The organism is Lysinibacillus sp. PWR01 (assembly GCF_043359455.1).
GTDB classification, from domain to species: Bacteria; Bacillota; Bacilli; order Bacillales_A; family Planococcaceae; genus Lysinibacillus; species Lysinibacillus fusiformis_F.
Genome location: NZ_JBHERJ010000071.1, coordinates 17,306 through 31,529, shown reverse-complemented (window position 1 = coordinate 31,529; position 14,224 = coordinate 17,306). Strand labels below are relative to the sequence as shown.

Here is a 14,224-nt window from a genome sequence, read left to right as displayed (position 1 = left end):
GTTCACTCGCCGAAGCTAGCTACTTAAAACTTTATTGATTACGTTTTGCTTGTTCAGTTTTCAAAGTTCATTTGTTTGCCGTTGTTTCAGCAGCAACTCTTATATAATACCATGCGCTATACATTGTGTCAACAATAATTTTTAAATTATTTTTTCGTTTCAATCGGTTGTATTAGCGACTTCTATAACTATACCAGAATCTTTTTATAATGCAAGCCTTTTATAAAAAAAATATTAAAGCTGTTATTCCTAATACACCTGGAATACCTAAGACAGCGATTGTTAAGACAGAAAACAGATTGATTGGCACATTATATCCTATATAACCAATACCTAAATGAATTACGAATAATAATAGAAAAGCAAATGCAAATCTAAACCAAAATACCGATAATCCTTCTAAGATTTTACCCAGTTTAGCATGTCTTATTATTACATAAAGAAAAAGAAGCCCAACAGGAATACAAATACTCATAATTACTAACCAAGACATATAGTTGCCCCCTCAATTAAATAATTATGAAAGTTTATGTTTCCTGTTTTGCTTCTATGAATATTTTAAAAAGAACTATTTTATTAATACCTTACGAATTCTAGCTTCCTTAAACAAATAGAAATGAATACTTTCTGCAGTTTTGCGTTGAGCAATCACACCTAGATCATAATCATCCATTAATTCTTCTATTATCTTCGCCTGCTGTAAATCCTCTTTTGTTTCTTTAATCAGATTCACAAGCTTATCATCGAATTCTTTTTTTAGTTTCCCTTTACTACGGAAGAACATATTAATCCCTCACTCATAACTCGCGTCGGCCTTCCATTGCCTTAGATAGCGTAACCTCATCTGCGTATTCTAGATCTCCACCTACTGGTAATCCATGCGCAATACGGGTCGTACGAATACCTGACGGTTTGACTAGGCGAGAAATGTACATAGCGGTTGCCTCACCCTCAATTGTTGAATTCGTAGCTAAAATAAGCTCTTGGACACTTTCATCTTGCAAGCGCACTAACAAAGAAGCAACATTAATATCTTCTGGACCGATACCATCCATTGGCGAAATAGCCCCCTGAAGTACATGGTACATACCATTGTAGTCGCGCATTTTTTCCATTGCGATCACATCTTTTGTATCTTGCACAACACAAATAACAGAATGATCTCGCTGCTTATCTGTACAAATGTGACATGGATCTACATCCGTTATATTGCCACAAACAGAACAGTAGCTTAGGTTTCGTTTAGCATCAATCAGTGCTTTAGAGAAAGATAATACATCGTCTTCCTTCATTGATAACACAAAAAACGCCAGACGAGCCGCAGTTTTCGGCCCGATACCTGGCAATTTCATAAAACTATCGATCAATTTAGATATTGGTTCTGGGTAGTACATATGAATACCTCCTAGAATGGAAGGTTTAAGCCTTGAGTGAATTTACCCATAGTTGAGTTTGTTTTTTCTTCTACCTTTTTCAACGCTTCATTTGTTGCAATAACAATTAGGTCTTGTAACATTTCGATGTCTTCAGGGTCTACTACAGATTCATCAAGATCTACTGAAACTACTTCACGCTGACCAGAAACTGTTACTTTCACCATACCGCCGCCTGCAACACCTTCAAATTGCTCAGCATTTAAAGCTTCTTGAGCCTCCATCATTTCCTTTTGCATTTTTTGCATCTTTTTCATCATACCTTGCATATTTCCCATTCCACGCATAAATGTTTTCCTCCTAAAAATTTAATCTTCAATAATTTCAACAAAATCTTTACCAAAGAGCTTTTCAGCCTCTGTCACAAGTGGATCTTGTGAAGCGAGAGGTTGGGCATCATCGATAAATGGTTCTTCTGGCATTTCTGCCGGTGGTGGCTCTAATAATTCCTCACCATGCTCTGATACAGTCTGCGTTTTCTTTTGCTGTAAACCATGATCACGAATAAACTCTTCACGCATTTTCAGCCATGATTCTTCAGGTATGCATAGCATCTCGTACATTGTACCAGTTTGCCCTGCCATTAATTGTGTAAAGTGAGCCTTTAAAGACTGGTTGTCGGCAACCATCTGACAATGAATATCATACTTGAATTTTAACACAAAAGCACTTGAAGATGCCGCAACAGGTTCGGCTTCTGCTAAAAGAGCAGATTGAGATTTTTGCAGTTGACTTAAAGCTTGTGCCCAAATGGACTTGATACGTTGCACATCTTGCTTAGTAGCGTCTTTCAGCACTTCCTGAATACGACCCGTCGGCGCTTTATAACCATTCGGACTTTTAGCTCTCGGCTTTTGCTCTTTTTGTGCTGTCGACGCTTGAACAGGTGCCCCTGTTTGCAGTTGTAAGGATAATTGCTGAACCATCTGCTCTAGAGCTATAATCTTTTGAGTGAGCTCAGGACTTTGCACCGTTTCGTTTGTGGCCACTGATTGATGGATTACTCCTCCCGAAAACTGTACCATTTTAAGCAAAGCCGTCTCTAAATAAATTTTCGTATGGTGAGAGAAGCGCATTTCCTGCTGTGTTTTTGCGAGTATATCAATATAGCCATAAAGCATATCTGGTGCAAAATCGTGTGCTAAAGTAAATACGCGTTCCTCAGGGGACACAAGCTCTAAAAGTTCAGCTAAATCATCACTTGTTTGAAGTAATAACAAATCACGGAAAAATGTAATTAAATCCTCTGAGAGACGCAATGGATCCTTACCGTCAGCTATAAGTTGCTCTAAAAGTGTAAGCATTTGCGCAACATCTTTCACTTTGAGTGCCTCAGCCAATTCATAAAAAATATCCTGACTAATTGAACCTGTAACTAGCAACGTATCCTCAAGTTTTAATTTTTCCCCACTAAAAGACACAACTTGGTCCAATAAGCTCAAAGCATCACGCATTCCCCCTGCGGCAGATTGTGCAATTACCTTTAAACCTTGGTCTTCATATGGTAAATCAATATCTTCTAAAACAACCTTCATCCGTTCAATAATATCATTAGTAGAAAGTCGTTTAAAATCAAAGCGCTGACAACGAGAAATAATCGTTGCAGGCAATTTATGAGGCTCTGTTGTCGCTAAAATAAACACAGCATGGGGAGGTGGTTCTTCCAATGTTTTCAAAAGAGCGTTAAAAGCACTTGTAGAAAGCATATGCACTTCGTCAATGATATACACTTTGTATCTACTGCTTGCAGGAGCAAAACGAACCTTTTCTATGATATCCCTAATCTCTTCAACACGTGAATTCGAGGCTGCATCAAATTCAATGACATCTGGATGTGAACCATCTGTAATACTTATGCACGTAGCACATTCATTACACGGTTCTTTCGATGGTGCATGTTCACAATTTAAGGCCTTTGCAAAGATTTTAGCCGTACTTGTTTTCCCAGTACCACGAGGTCCAGAAAATAAATACGCATGTGTTGTTTTATTTGCTAGGAGAGCATTTTGTAGCGTTCTTTTGACATGTGCTTGGCCAGACATTTCTCGAAAAGATTGCGGTCGATACACACGATAAAATGCTTGATACGTCACTATTTTCCTCTCTCCTTCTCCATTTAATTGAATAGATTTATTATAGCATTTGCTGCATTATATAGAAAACGAAGTTGCTAAATTAAAATAAAAAAGCATCCGCCTATAATAGACGGATGCTTTGAATTGGCAATTTAATGCCGTGCACCTTTCCTTGACAGCCGCACATAAGCGTTACTCTTGTCGTTAGCTCAGATTAGGCAACCCCGCGGCACATGAATAAGACCACTTAATGCTGCTTCCTTCCGGACCTGACATGGTTCATGGGTATCCATTGCGCAGGACCCAATCGTCAACACTACGTGCAAAAGGCAGACCAAACAATACGGACAGCCTCGAAAAAGGAATTCAGTCTCGCTAGAGCGGATTGCGAGTTACAGGACACCGCTACCTTCCCACCTAGCACGGCAATAACTAGTATACTGACTGTTTGTATAAATTGCAACTTAATGCACAAATTATTTATTTCCAAGTCATGATTTAAACAATATAAATTTTTTCAAAAAATATATTGACGCTCGTTTCTAGTTATGATAAATTTATTTTTGTCGATAAGACAGCAAAGCAATATAACATGGAGGTATACCCAAGTCTGGCTGAAGGGATCGGTCTTGAAAACCGACAGGCGGGTAACACCGCGCGGGGGTTCGAATCCCTCTACCTCCTCCAGTTTTAAATTTCCGACTACAAATGTAGCCGTTTTTTTTTGCCTAAATTGTATGTATGACTTGTTAGATACCACTTCCGCCTCGGTTGTGGTATTTTTTATTATATCAATGATGGGAGGTTGTTGAATTGCAATCGAAATTACTTATGACGCGTGCTTCCCTTACTTGGATTTTCATTATTGCTGTTATGACCGCAATTGGTAGTGAAATTAAAATTATGCCTTTTGCTAATACAACTTTCCGTTTTGGTTTAGGAACAATTGTCTTCTTTTTATGTACATTAATTAAACCTACACCTATTATTTTGGCTGGCGTTGCTACAAGTATTGTGACAACTATTTTTCGTGTTTTTAATTCCACATTACATGATGTTCCGATTTCTGAGAGTATATTTAACCATTTACCAGCAGGTTTATTTTATGTATTGTTTGCACTATGCCTGCAAATTTTAGATATTCAACAATACAGAGAAAAACCACTAAAACTTGGTTTACTCGTTGCCTTTAGTGAGGTCATTAGTAATTTAGCTGAACAAATTTTCCGCTTCTTTGTCCAAACGTATACTTTTTTATTTCTTCACGACCTCTTGATCCTATTAGCGGTAGCATTATTACGAAGCTTTTTTGTAGTAGGGATCTACAGCTCTATTTTGATAGCTGAACAAAAAAAACGGGTACAAGAAATGCTAAATATTGGATCTGACCTCTATGTTGAGACCCTCTATTTAAAAAAATCAATGAACCATATTGAAACAATTACGGCTAGTGGTTATGAATTATATCGGCAGTTAAAAACTCTAGGTTATCGAGCAGAAAGTTTACAAGCACTTCATATTGCCCAGGAAATCCATGAAGTGAAAAAGGATTCTCAACGTATATATGCCGGTATTTCAAAGATTGTTGGTGAAAAGAGCTTTGGCCCTTTTGTATTATCTGAATTATTGCATTATATTGAAGAAGGTAATAGGAAATATGCAGAATTACTCGGTAAGGAGATACAATTTAATACATGTATAGACTTCGATTTTCAAACAAAAGATCATATTGCACTCCTTGCTCTATTAAATAATTTATCAGCCAATGCTGTTGAGGCTATTGAAGAACAAGGGATCATTTCTATTGCTATTGAGCGCCAAGAAGATAATACTGTAATAACAGTATGTGATAATGGACAAGGGATTTCACAAGCAGATATTTCTGTTATTTTTGAACCTGGGTACACCACTAAATTCAATGTTGATGGTGTAGCGGCAACTGGCATTGGGCTTTCACACGTTGCTGAACTAGTAGAAAAATTAAAAGGCTCAATAACCGTTGAATCAAACAATCAATACACAACGTTTAAAATCATAATTCCTACGCAAACTATTCAAACGGGAGAGACTTAAATGAGGTATTTTATTGTAGACGATGATCGTGCAAGTCGTGTTATGTTAAAACAAATTATTGAAGATAGCGGGTTAGGTACAGTTATTGGTGAGGCTCGCAATGGTGAGGATGCCATTCCACAAATTTTAATGACGCAGCCAGAGTTTGTGCTAATTGATTTACTGATGCCTAAGCTTGATGGTATAGCAACTGTAGAACAACTTATGCAAAATCGTTTCGAGGGACAATTTATTATGATTTCACAGGTAGTGAATAAAGAAATGGTTGGCGAAGCTTATGAGCAAGGAATTGATTTCTTCATTCATAAACCAATCAATCGTATTGAAGTCGAAAATGTTTTGAAAAAAACAACTGAACAATTTCGACTCAAAAACTCACTATTAGTGATACGTCAATCTCTTACAAACATTGAGTTAAGTGAACAAAAGGCTCATAAAGCTACATCACGAGACCATATTCAATCTATTTTGAATGATATGGGGATTGTCGGGGAAATTGGTAGCGAAGATATCATTGCCATTATAGAAACATTACTTGCTCACCAGCACAAGATTGCACCCCTTCCTCCATTAAAAGAGCTTTATGAAGAAATTGCTGCTGTGACCAAGGCTACACCAGATGAAATTTTAAAAGAGAGTAAAGCCATCGAGCAACGTGTGCGTCGAACAATATTAGCTGCCATGATTAACCTCGCTAATTTAGGGGTTGTCGATTACACAAACTCAGAATTCGAGTACTATGCCCCTCGCTACTTTGATTTTAAAGAAATTCGTCAGCTCATGACACAGATTGAAGATCACGATAATCGTAAAGCAAAGGTAAATATTAAGAAGTTTATTCAAGTGTTATATTCAGACATTTTAACAAAAATAAATTAATTTTCTCGGATTTTGTCGGATTCCATAAGTCCTCCGTATTATTAAAGTAAGGCATGTCCTAAAAATTTAATATTAAGGGAGGTACAAAGGATTTGAAAAAGAAATTTAAAATCAGTTTAGCCGCTCAAATTTTAATCGGTTTGATTTTAGGGATCGTTGTTGGTGGTATCTTTTACGGAAACCCCAAAATCGAGACATATTTACAACCATTAGGGGATATATTTTTACATCTTATTAAGATGATTGTTGTACCGATTATTATTTCGACATTAATCGTTGGTGTTGCTGGTACTGGAGATATGAAGCAACTTGGACGATTAGGCGGTAAATCTATAATTTACTTTGAGATTATTACAACCGTTGCAATCGTTGTTGGATTACTTTCCGCAAACATTTTCCAACCTGGTGCAGGACTTAACATGAATGAATTATCTCAAGGGGATATTTCGAAGTATGTATCAACAACTGAGGAAGTACAGCATGAAGGGCCATTTGATATCATTGTAGGCATCGTCCCAACAAATATTATTCAGTCAATGGCTGAAGGTAATATGCTAGCGATTATCTTCTTCTCCGTTATTTTCGGTTTAGGGGTTGCTGCAGTAGGTGATCGAGGGAAACCAGTCTTAGACTTCTTCCAAGGGGTAGCAGATGCTATGTTCTGGGTAACTAACCTCGTAATGAAATTCGCTCCATTAGGGGTATTTGGTTTAATTGGTGTAACCGTTTCCAAATATGGGTTTGCTTCACTGGTTCCACTTGCCAAATTGGCTATTCTTGTTTATGCAACAATGCTGTTCTTCATCTTTGTCGTTCTTGGACTTGTGGCAAAATTCGCAGGAATCAGCATCTTCTATTTAATTAAAGTGTTAAAAGATGAGCTAATTTTAGCCTTCTCAACAGCAAGTTCTGAAGCTGTATTACCACGTATTATGATGAAAATGGAGAAATTAGGGGCGCCAAAGGATATTGTATCTTTTGTTATACCGACCGGTTACTCCTTTAACTTAGATGGGTCAACACTATATCAAGCCATTGCTGCATTATTTATTGCACAAATGTACGGTATTCACCTAAGTATTGGTGAACAAATTACGTTAATGCTTGTATTAATGGTTACATCTAAAGGTATTGCAGGTGTTCCAGGGGTATCATTCGTAGTACTTCTAGCAACCTTAGGTACTGTAGGTATTCCACTTGAGGGACTAGCCTTTATTGCTGGTATTGACCGTATCCTTGATATGGGACGTACAGTCGTTAACGTAATTGGTAACTCATTAGCTTCATTAGTAATGGCTAAATGGGAAGGCCGTTTCGATCGAGAAAAGATGAAAAATTACTTTAATGATAATGAAAATCTAGCGTAATTTAAAAAAATCCTCACGATGTTGGATGGCATCGTGAGGGTTTTTTTATTTTGCTAATACTTTATCTAAATAAGCGATAATCGATTCTTTCCCATTGGCATGTGCTTCTTGTGCACGTTTTTCATCTTTTTCAAGTTTAGCCTCTGCTGCTGCAACAATTTTTTCAGCATCTTGCTGTGGCACAACAATCACACCATCCACATCCCCAATAATATAATCACCAGGATGAACCGTTACTCCCCCAATGGCGATCGGCACATTTACTTGTCCACCGCCGTTTTTATTGCCTGCTGCTACAGTAGTGCCTAACGAGAATACAGGGAAATTTAATTCACGAATTGCTGCAATATCGCGGATTACGCCATCCACAACAAAACCTTGTACACCTAACCCTTTTGCTAAGGAGATCACAAAATCTCCAGCCACAGCTCGGTTGGTATTTCCCTTTGCATCAATGACTAAAATATCCCCTTCAGTTGCCGCCCTAATCGCTTCCAATACGGCGCCATTTTCACCATCTGGTAAACGTACAGTTATAGCTCGCCCAGCAATTTTAAAATGGTCTGCTAATGGCTTAATATCACTTCGCAAATTGGTATGCCCACCTGTCGCATCTGAAATAGCTGTTGTTGGTAAATGCTGAAAGCTTACTTCCACTTTTGTCATACATAACACCCCTATTATGATTGATGACTTACACTATTATTGTAAATAAAAAACATATACTATTTCAATATATCTCGGAAACTATTAGTAATTATAATAATAGTCATTTTAGAATTAAATAATTTCAATAAACTGCTTTGAGTGCTCATCTAATGCTTCAGCGGCTGATGCTATTTCACTAAAGTCATTTGCTGTGACAGTAATTTGCTCATTTGTTTTATCTATTTTTTCAGCTATTTTTGTAATACTGTCTGTCACCTGACCAATTTCTCGCTCAATGCCCTCCACATTATCCTTCACTTCCGAAATGGATTGTTCAACTCTTACAGAAAGTTTTCGTACCTCTTTAGCCACTACATCAAAACCTCTACCATATTCTCCAGCCCTAGCTGCTTCAATAGCTGCATTTAAGGCTAATAAATTAGTTTGTGAGGCAATCTCCTGTATAGTCTTTACAATTCCTTTAATAGAATCTGCTTGTTTTTGAAGCTGTACAAGATTACTTACATTTTCATTTGATTCCTTAGAAACCACTTTAATGGTTTCTAGTAGATCTTGGCTATTTTGAATACCCGCTTCTGAACGCTGGTAAAGCTTATTAGACATGCCCTTCAACTTGTCCGCAACACTAACGATCTCATGTTGTCGTTCAGTAATATTGGTAGCTATTTTGGAAACACCTATTACTTTTCTTGTATTATTTGCGAAGACAGGCATATATGTCGCTTCCAGCCAAATGATATTACCCCTAGCATCAATTCTTTCTATTTTGTCCTGATAGCTGTTTCCTGCCGTTAGATTGCGCCAAAATTTATCGTACTCCATACTATTCACGAAATCAGGCAAGCAAAAGTCTTTATGATTTTTTCCTAGCATTTCCTTGACTGTATAGCCTAATGTTTGAGCAAATAGTTCATTGACATATGCAACTCTTCTGTCCATATCGAAGCGGATAATGGCTATATTGCGTTCAATGGCTTGTACTACTAAATCATCGGTTACTTGAGCATCTACACTATGCATAAACAACACCCCATCCATTACTAATTTTTTACTTAAAATTTAATTATTTTACTTTTATATTACATCAATTATGCCTCTTTGTAATTGCAGCGGATGTTAGAGCACCCGCTGCATCAAGATAAAAAACATGGAGAATGTTCATCCATGTTTTTTTAATAAACGTAAAATCCCTTCAGAGGTAGCCGCTACACGTAAGAATTTCTTTTGCTCAGCACGTATAAAGCCCTCCTCTAGCATTATTTTAAAATGCTGTAGCAGCGCATCATAGAATCCATGGACATTATATAAAATGACAGGCTTTGTATGAAGTCCAATCTGAGCCCAGGTAAATACCTCAAAATATTCATCTAAAGTCCCTGCGCCGCCTGGAAGAGCAATAAAAGCATCGGCCAACTCGGCCATCTTAGCTTTACGAATATGCATAGAGTCTACAATATGAATCTCTGTTAATGAGGCATGAGCCAATTCACGCTTTTGTAAATGAGTTGGCATCACACCAATCACTTCTCCACCCGCTGCTAAAACAGCATCGGCTACCTTCCCCATTAGCCCTGTTTTAGAACCACCATAGACAACTCCGTGACCGTTTTTTGCCAGTGCTGTACCAAGCTCAGCTGCTTTCTCCGCATAAATAGGACTTTTACCTAAACCAGATCCGCAATACACTGCGATTCTTATAATAATCCCTCCTATTCAAAAAACGTGAAACAATCGGCTATATATTGTCTCACGTTTTTTGGTCATTTATTTTATTTTATTTTCGTAAATGGCTTGTTTGTTTTAGCATATGACTGATGCGGCTCACAATTGCTTCAATGGCATCAGGATTTTTTAATAAATCATAATCATTAATATCTAAACGTAGAACTGGACAAGAATTAAAATTATTTATCCAATTTTCGTAGCGTTCATGCATTTCTATCCAATAATCATTCGGTGTTTGTTGCTCCATTGTACGTCCACGTTCTTGAATTCGACCAATAACTGCATCAATAGGTCCTTCAAGATAGACAAGTAAATCTGGATGGGGGAAATATGGTGTCATCACCATAGCATCAAACAAATTCGTATAAGTCTCATAATCTGTTGGACTCATCGTTCCTTTATCATAGTGCATCTTAGCAAAAATGCCAGTATCTTCGTAAATAGAACGATCTTGTACAAATCCTCCACCATATTCAAAAATACGCTTCTGTTCTTTAAAACGTTCTGCTAAAAAGTAGACCTGTAAATGAAAGCTCCATTTTTCAAAGTCCTCATAAAATTTATCAAGGTATGGATTTGTGTCTACTTTCTCGAACGATGTACGAAAGTTCAACGCTTCTGCTAATGCCTTTGTCATCGTCGATTTTCCTACCCCAACAGTACCAGCAATCGTAATAACAGTTTGTGGTGGAATATCGTACTTCTCTCTTAAATTCATTATTGCAAACTCCTTTGTTGTAACGTCTCTTTAATTATTTTTAAAACATAATTTAAATCGTTTGGATTTTTTACAAAATCAAGCTGATCTCCATTAAATCGAATAACTGGAATTTCTGGATGCATGCTCTCAAAATGCTCGATAAAAGAATGATAGTCGGCCACAAGCTGCTCCATATAATCTCGTGAAATCATCTTTTCAAATTCTCGTCCCCGCATGGCGATACGCTTCATTAATGTATCAACGCTGGCATGTAAATAAACCACTACATTTGGAACAGGCATGTCTTTCGTTAGAATTCTATAGATTTCCTCATACTTCTCGTACTCAGTTGGTGCCAATGTACGCTTCGCAAATATTAAATTTTTAAAAATATGATAGTCTGCTACAACAGGTTTGGCATGTGCTAAACGAAATTTTTTAATATCGGTTAATTGCTTATAGCGATTACAAAGGAAGAACATTTCCGTTTGGAAACTCCACTCCTCAATGTTTTCATAAAACTTATTTAAAAAAGGGTTTTCGTCTACAATTTCTTTTAATAGATGGTAATTAAATGTCGCTGCTATCTCTTTCGATAAAGAGGTTTTACCAACACCAATCGGACCTTCTACCGTAACAAATGGAACCGTCACCAGAAGCTCCTCCTTTTGTTCTATGGATTCGATCATTGTGTCCTACATAAATGAATCAGTGCCTTTCATTTTATCATAGTAAGAAAATGAAAAACAGAATCAACCTATTGTTCTAGTAAATTTACCTGTGGTATTTTTCTCCTGATGACATAGAAAAAAAGGCATTGAGAATATACTTCTCCATGCCTTTCACATGCCTATAATTTCACTCGTTGTAAACGAAGTGCATTTAATACTACTGATACCGAACTAAAAGCCATCGCTGCGCCTGCAACCCATGGAGCAAGCAGACCGAGTGCAGCAATTGGAATACCTAATGTATTATAAGCAAATGCCCAAAATAGATTTTGTTTAATATTACGCATTGTTTTTCTACTCATTAGAATGGCATCCGCGATACTATTTAAATCTCCACGAATAAGCGTAATATCTGCAGCTTCCATTGCCACATCTGTCCCTGTACCAATTGCCATCCCAATATTCGCTGTTGCTAAGGCAGGTGCGTCATTAATGCCATCACCAACCATCGCTACTTTTTTCCCTTGGGCTTGAAGTTTTTTCACTTCATCAGCTTTACCTTCTGGTAAGACTTCTGCAATAACATGATTCACGCCTACCTCTGTTCCAATGGCTTGAGCAGTACGCTCGTTATCACCAGTCATCATGATGACCGTAATACCCATATCCTGTAAACGACGAATAGCTTCTTTTGATGTATCTTTCACGGTATCAGCCACAGCTACTAAACCTGCATATTGCCCATTGATGGCTGCTAACATGGCTGTCTTACCGTTTCGTTCTAGTTGCTCCATTGTTGGTAAAATATCAGTAATACTTATTCCATATTGTTGCATTAATTTACGTGTGCCAATGACAACACCTTGACCTGAGACAGTTGCCTGCACGCCATAACCAGGTATTGCCTCGAAGAATTGAACATCCCCTAAAGCTATGCCTCGTTTTTCTATGCCCTGTACAATGGCTTCTGCTAGTGGATGCTCTGACTGCTTCTCTGCTGCGCCTATTAGGGATAAAAAGCGCACCTCATCTTGCTCTGACGCTAAGAGAACATCCGTAAGCTCAGGTTTTCCGTGTGTCACTGTACCTGTTTTATCTACAACGACAGTATCAATGCTTTGTGTTTGCTCTAAATGTTCTCCACCTTTAAATAAAATACCAAACTCAGCTGCACGTCCTGAGCCTGCCATTATTGAAGTTGGTGTTGCTAACCCTAGAGCACATGGGCAAGCAATAACAAGTACTGCGATTAAAACCTCTAAAGCAGGTGTAAATTCTCCAGGGCTAACCCAAATAATCCAAATTAAAAAGGTTACAATGGCTATACCAACAACGATTGGTACGAAAATCCCCGAAATCTGATCTGCTAAACGCTGTATTGGCGCTTTTGATCCTTGAGCATCTTCAACCACTTTAATGATTTGTGCTAATGCTGTATCACGGCCAACCTTTGTTGCAGTCATTTTAATAAAACCATTTTTATTAATGGTTGAGCCAAATAATGGATCACCTTGTTTTTTATCAACGGGTAGACTCTCACCTGTTAACATCGATTCATCAACAGCTGTTGTTCCCTCTATTACTTCACCATCGACAGGAATCTTTTCCCCTGGCTTCACTAGAATAACATCGCCAATGATAACTTCTTCTAAAGGAACCTCTTTTTCTACACCGTCACGTACAACAATAGCAGTCTTAGCTTGAAGTCCCATTAGTTTTTTTATGGCTTCAGATGAGCGTCCTTTTGCTTTTGCCTCAAACAATTTACCCAATAAAATTAACGTAATTAAAACAGCACTCGTTTCAAAATAAAGATGTGGACCATGGTGTGATCCTATCGTTACAATCGCTTGATAGACACTATAGAAATAGGCGGCTGATGTCCCCATGACAACAAGCACATCCATATTTGCACTACCATTGCGTAATGCTTTATATGCCCCTACATAAAATTGCTTACCAATAATAAATTGCACAGGAGTAGCCAATACCATTTGGACCCATGGATTCATTAGAAATTCTGGAACATATAAAAATGACGTAAAGGAAAAATGGCCAACCATCGTCCAAAGCAGTGGTAAAGAAAGTATAGCCGATAAAATAAATTTATGTTGTTGCTGTTTGATAGCTTTTTCGCGATGATCCACTGTTTCCTGCTCATCTGCCTTTTGATGAGCCCCATAGCCCAACTTTTCTACCTTTGCAATGATATCTGCGATGGACACTTCTGATGGATTAAATTCGATCATCGCTTTTTCCAGTGCTAAGTTGACATTAGCAGAAGAAATACCGCTTAGCTTATTTAAGCCTTTTTCAATGCGAGTCGCACAAGCTGCACATGTCATACCTGTAATATCAAGTTCAGTTTTTTGTTTAACAACACCATAGCCAAGTGCTTCTATTTTCTTTTCAAAATCTGCTTCATTTAGCTTTGCTGGGTCGTATTTAATAGACGATTTTTCAAGTGCTAAATTTACCGTTGCTTGTTCTACACCATCCATTTTATTTAAACCTTTTTCAATACGAGTGGCACAGGCTGCACATGTCATACCTGTAATTTGCAAATTAGCTTCTTTACTAGCAGAACTCATTTACTGTTCACCTCTCCTTATACCAACAGGGGGTATATATA

At 37.6% G+C, this 14,224-nt stretch carries 14 protein-coding genes, 1 tRNA gene and 1 other RNA gene; 4 read left to right on the top strand and 12 right to left on the bottom strand.

Going from position 1 to position 14,224, the window contains the following annotated elements; all coding sequences use genetic code 11:
• Positions 1-220: 220 nt before the first annotated feature.
• The 6 genes from ACEVFT_RS14700 to ffs all read right to left on the bottom strand — a co-directional run bounded on the left by ACEVFT_RS14700 (position 221) and on the right by ffs (position 3,934).
• A complete protein-coding gene (locus tag ACEVFT_RS14700; protein WP_205446339.1) occupies positions 221-493 on the bottom strand; it encodes a pro-sigmaK processing inhibitor BofA family protein in 273 nt (90 codons plus the stop codon).
• Positions 494-568: 75 nt separating this feature from the next.
• Complete coding sequence (locus tag ACEVFT_RS14695) at positions 569-784, bottom strand: YaaL family protein (RefSeq protein ID WP_004233954.1); 216 nt, start codon at positions 782-784, stop codon at positions 569-571.
• A 13-nt stretch (positions 785-797) separates the two neighbouring features.
• Positions 798-1,394: a recombination mediator RecR gene (recR, locus tag ACEVFT_RS14690; RefSeq protein WP_205446338.1), complete on the bottom strand. Its 597-nt coding sequence runs from the start codon at positions 1,392-1,394 to the stop codon at positions 798-800.
• Positions 1,395-1,405: 11 nt separating this feature from the next.
• Complete coding sequence (locus ACEVFT_RS14685; protein WP_257962315.1) at positions 1,406-1,720, bottom strand: YbaB/EbfC family nucleoid-associated protein; 315 nt, start codon at positions 1,718-1,720, stop codon at positions 1,406-1,408.
• Between the two features lie 21 nt (positions 1,721-1,741).
• On the bottom strand, positions 1,742-3,526 hold the full coding sequence (dnaX, locus tag ACEVFT_RS14680; RefSeq protein ID WP_393950533.1) for a DNA polymerase III subunit gamma/tau: 1,785 nt from the start codon (positions 3,524-3,526) through the stop codon (positions 1,742-1,744).
• Positions 3,527-3,666: 140 nt separating this feature from the next.
• An RNA gene (gene ffs, locus ACEVFT_RS14675) (signal recognition particle sRNA large type) lies at positions 3,667-3,934 on the bottom strand.
• Between the two features lie 168 nt (positions 3,935-4,102).
• Here ffs and ACEVFT_RS14670 point away from each other — a divergent pair.
• The 4 genes from ACEVFT_RS14670 to ACEVFT_RS14655 all read left to right on the top strand — a co-directional run bounded on the left by ACEVFT_RS14670 (position 4,103) and on the right by ACEVFT_RS14655 (position 7,827).
• Positions 4,103-4,195 (top strand) — tRNA-Ser (locus ACEVFT_RS14670).
• Between the two features lie 126 nt (positions 4,196-4,321).
• Positions 4,322-5,581 carry a sensor histidine kinase gene (locus tag ACEVFT_RS14665; RefSeq protein WP_205446336.1) on the top strand — a complete coding sequence of 420 codons (1,260 nt, stop codon included), beginning with the start codon at positions 4,322-4,324 and terminating at the stop codon, positions 5,579-5,581.
• On the top strand, positions 5,582-6,460 hold the full coding sequence (locus tag ACEVFT_RS14660) for a response regulator (protein ID WP_205446335.1): 879 nt from the start codon (positions 5,582-5,584) through the stop codon (positions 6,458-6,460). It begins immediately after the preceding gene.
• A gap of 92 nt (positions 6,461-6,552) precedes the next feature.
• Positions 6,553-7,827: a cation:dicarboxylate symporter family transporter gene (locus ACEVFT_RS14655; RefSeq protein ID WP_205446334.1), complete on the top strand. Its 1,275-nt coding sequence runs from the start codon at positions 6,553-6,555 to the stop codon at positions 7,825-7,827.
• A gap of 45 nt (positions 7,828-7,872) precedes the next feature.
• Here ACEVFT_RS14655 and ACEVFT_RS14650 read toward each other — a convergent pair whose 3' ends face one another.
• The 6 genes from ACEVFT_RS14650 to ACEVFT_RS14625 all read right to left on the bottom strand — a co-directional run bounded on the left by ACEVFT_RS14650 (position 7,873) and on the right by ACEVFT_RS14625 (position 14,183).
• A complete protein-coding gene (locus tag ACEVFT_RS14650; protein ID WP_393950532.1) occupies positions 7,873-8,493 on the bottom strand; it encodes an RraA family protein in 621 nt (206 codons plus the stop codon).
• Between the two features lie 114 nt (positions 8,494-8,607).
• Positions 8,608-9,516: a methyl-accepting chemotaxis protein gene (locus ACEVFT_RS14645; RefSeq protein ID WP_205446332.1), complete on the bottom strand. Its 909-nt coding sequence runs from the start codon at positions 9,514-9,516 to the stop codon at positions 8,608-8,610.
• Between the two features lie 138 nt (positions 9,517-9,654).
• Positions 9,655-10,182 (bottom strand): LOG family protein, encoded by a 528-nt coding sequence (locus ACEVFT_RS14640; RefSeq protein WP_243456369.1) that lies wholly within the window; start codon positions 10,180-10,182, stop codon positions 9,655-9,657.
• Positions 10,183-10,270: 88 nt separating this feature from the next.
• Complete coding sequence (locus tag ACEVFT_RS14635; RefSeq protein WP_048391003.1) at positions 10,271-10,939, bottom strand: deoxynucleoside kinase; 669 nt, start codon at positions 10,937-10,939, stop codon at positions 10,271-10,273.
• Complete coding sequence (locus ACEVFT_RS14630) at positions 10,939-11,574, bottom strand: deoxynucleoside kinase (RefSeq protein ID WP_279381321.1); 636 nt, start codon at positions 11,572-11,574, stop codon at positions 10,939-10,941. The genes ACEVFT_RS14635 and ACEVFT_RS14630 overlap by 1 nt, the downstream gene beginning before the upstream one ends.
• Before the next feature lie 197 nt (positions 11,575-11,771).
• Positions 11,772-14,183: a heavy metal translocating P-type ATPase gene (locus ACEVFT_RS14625; RefSeq protein ID WP_205446330.1), complete on the bottom strand. Its 2,412-nt coding sequence runs from the start codon at positions 14,181-14,183 to the stop codon at positions 11,772-11,774.
• Positions 14,184-14,224 lie beyond the last annotated feature (41 nt).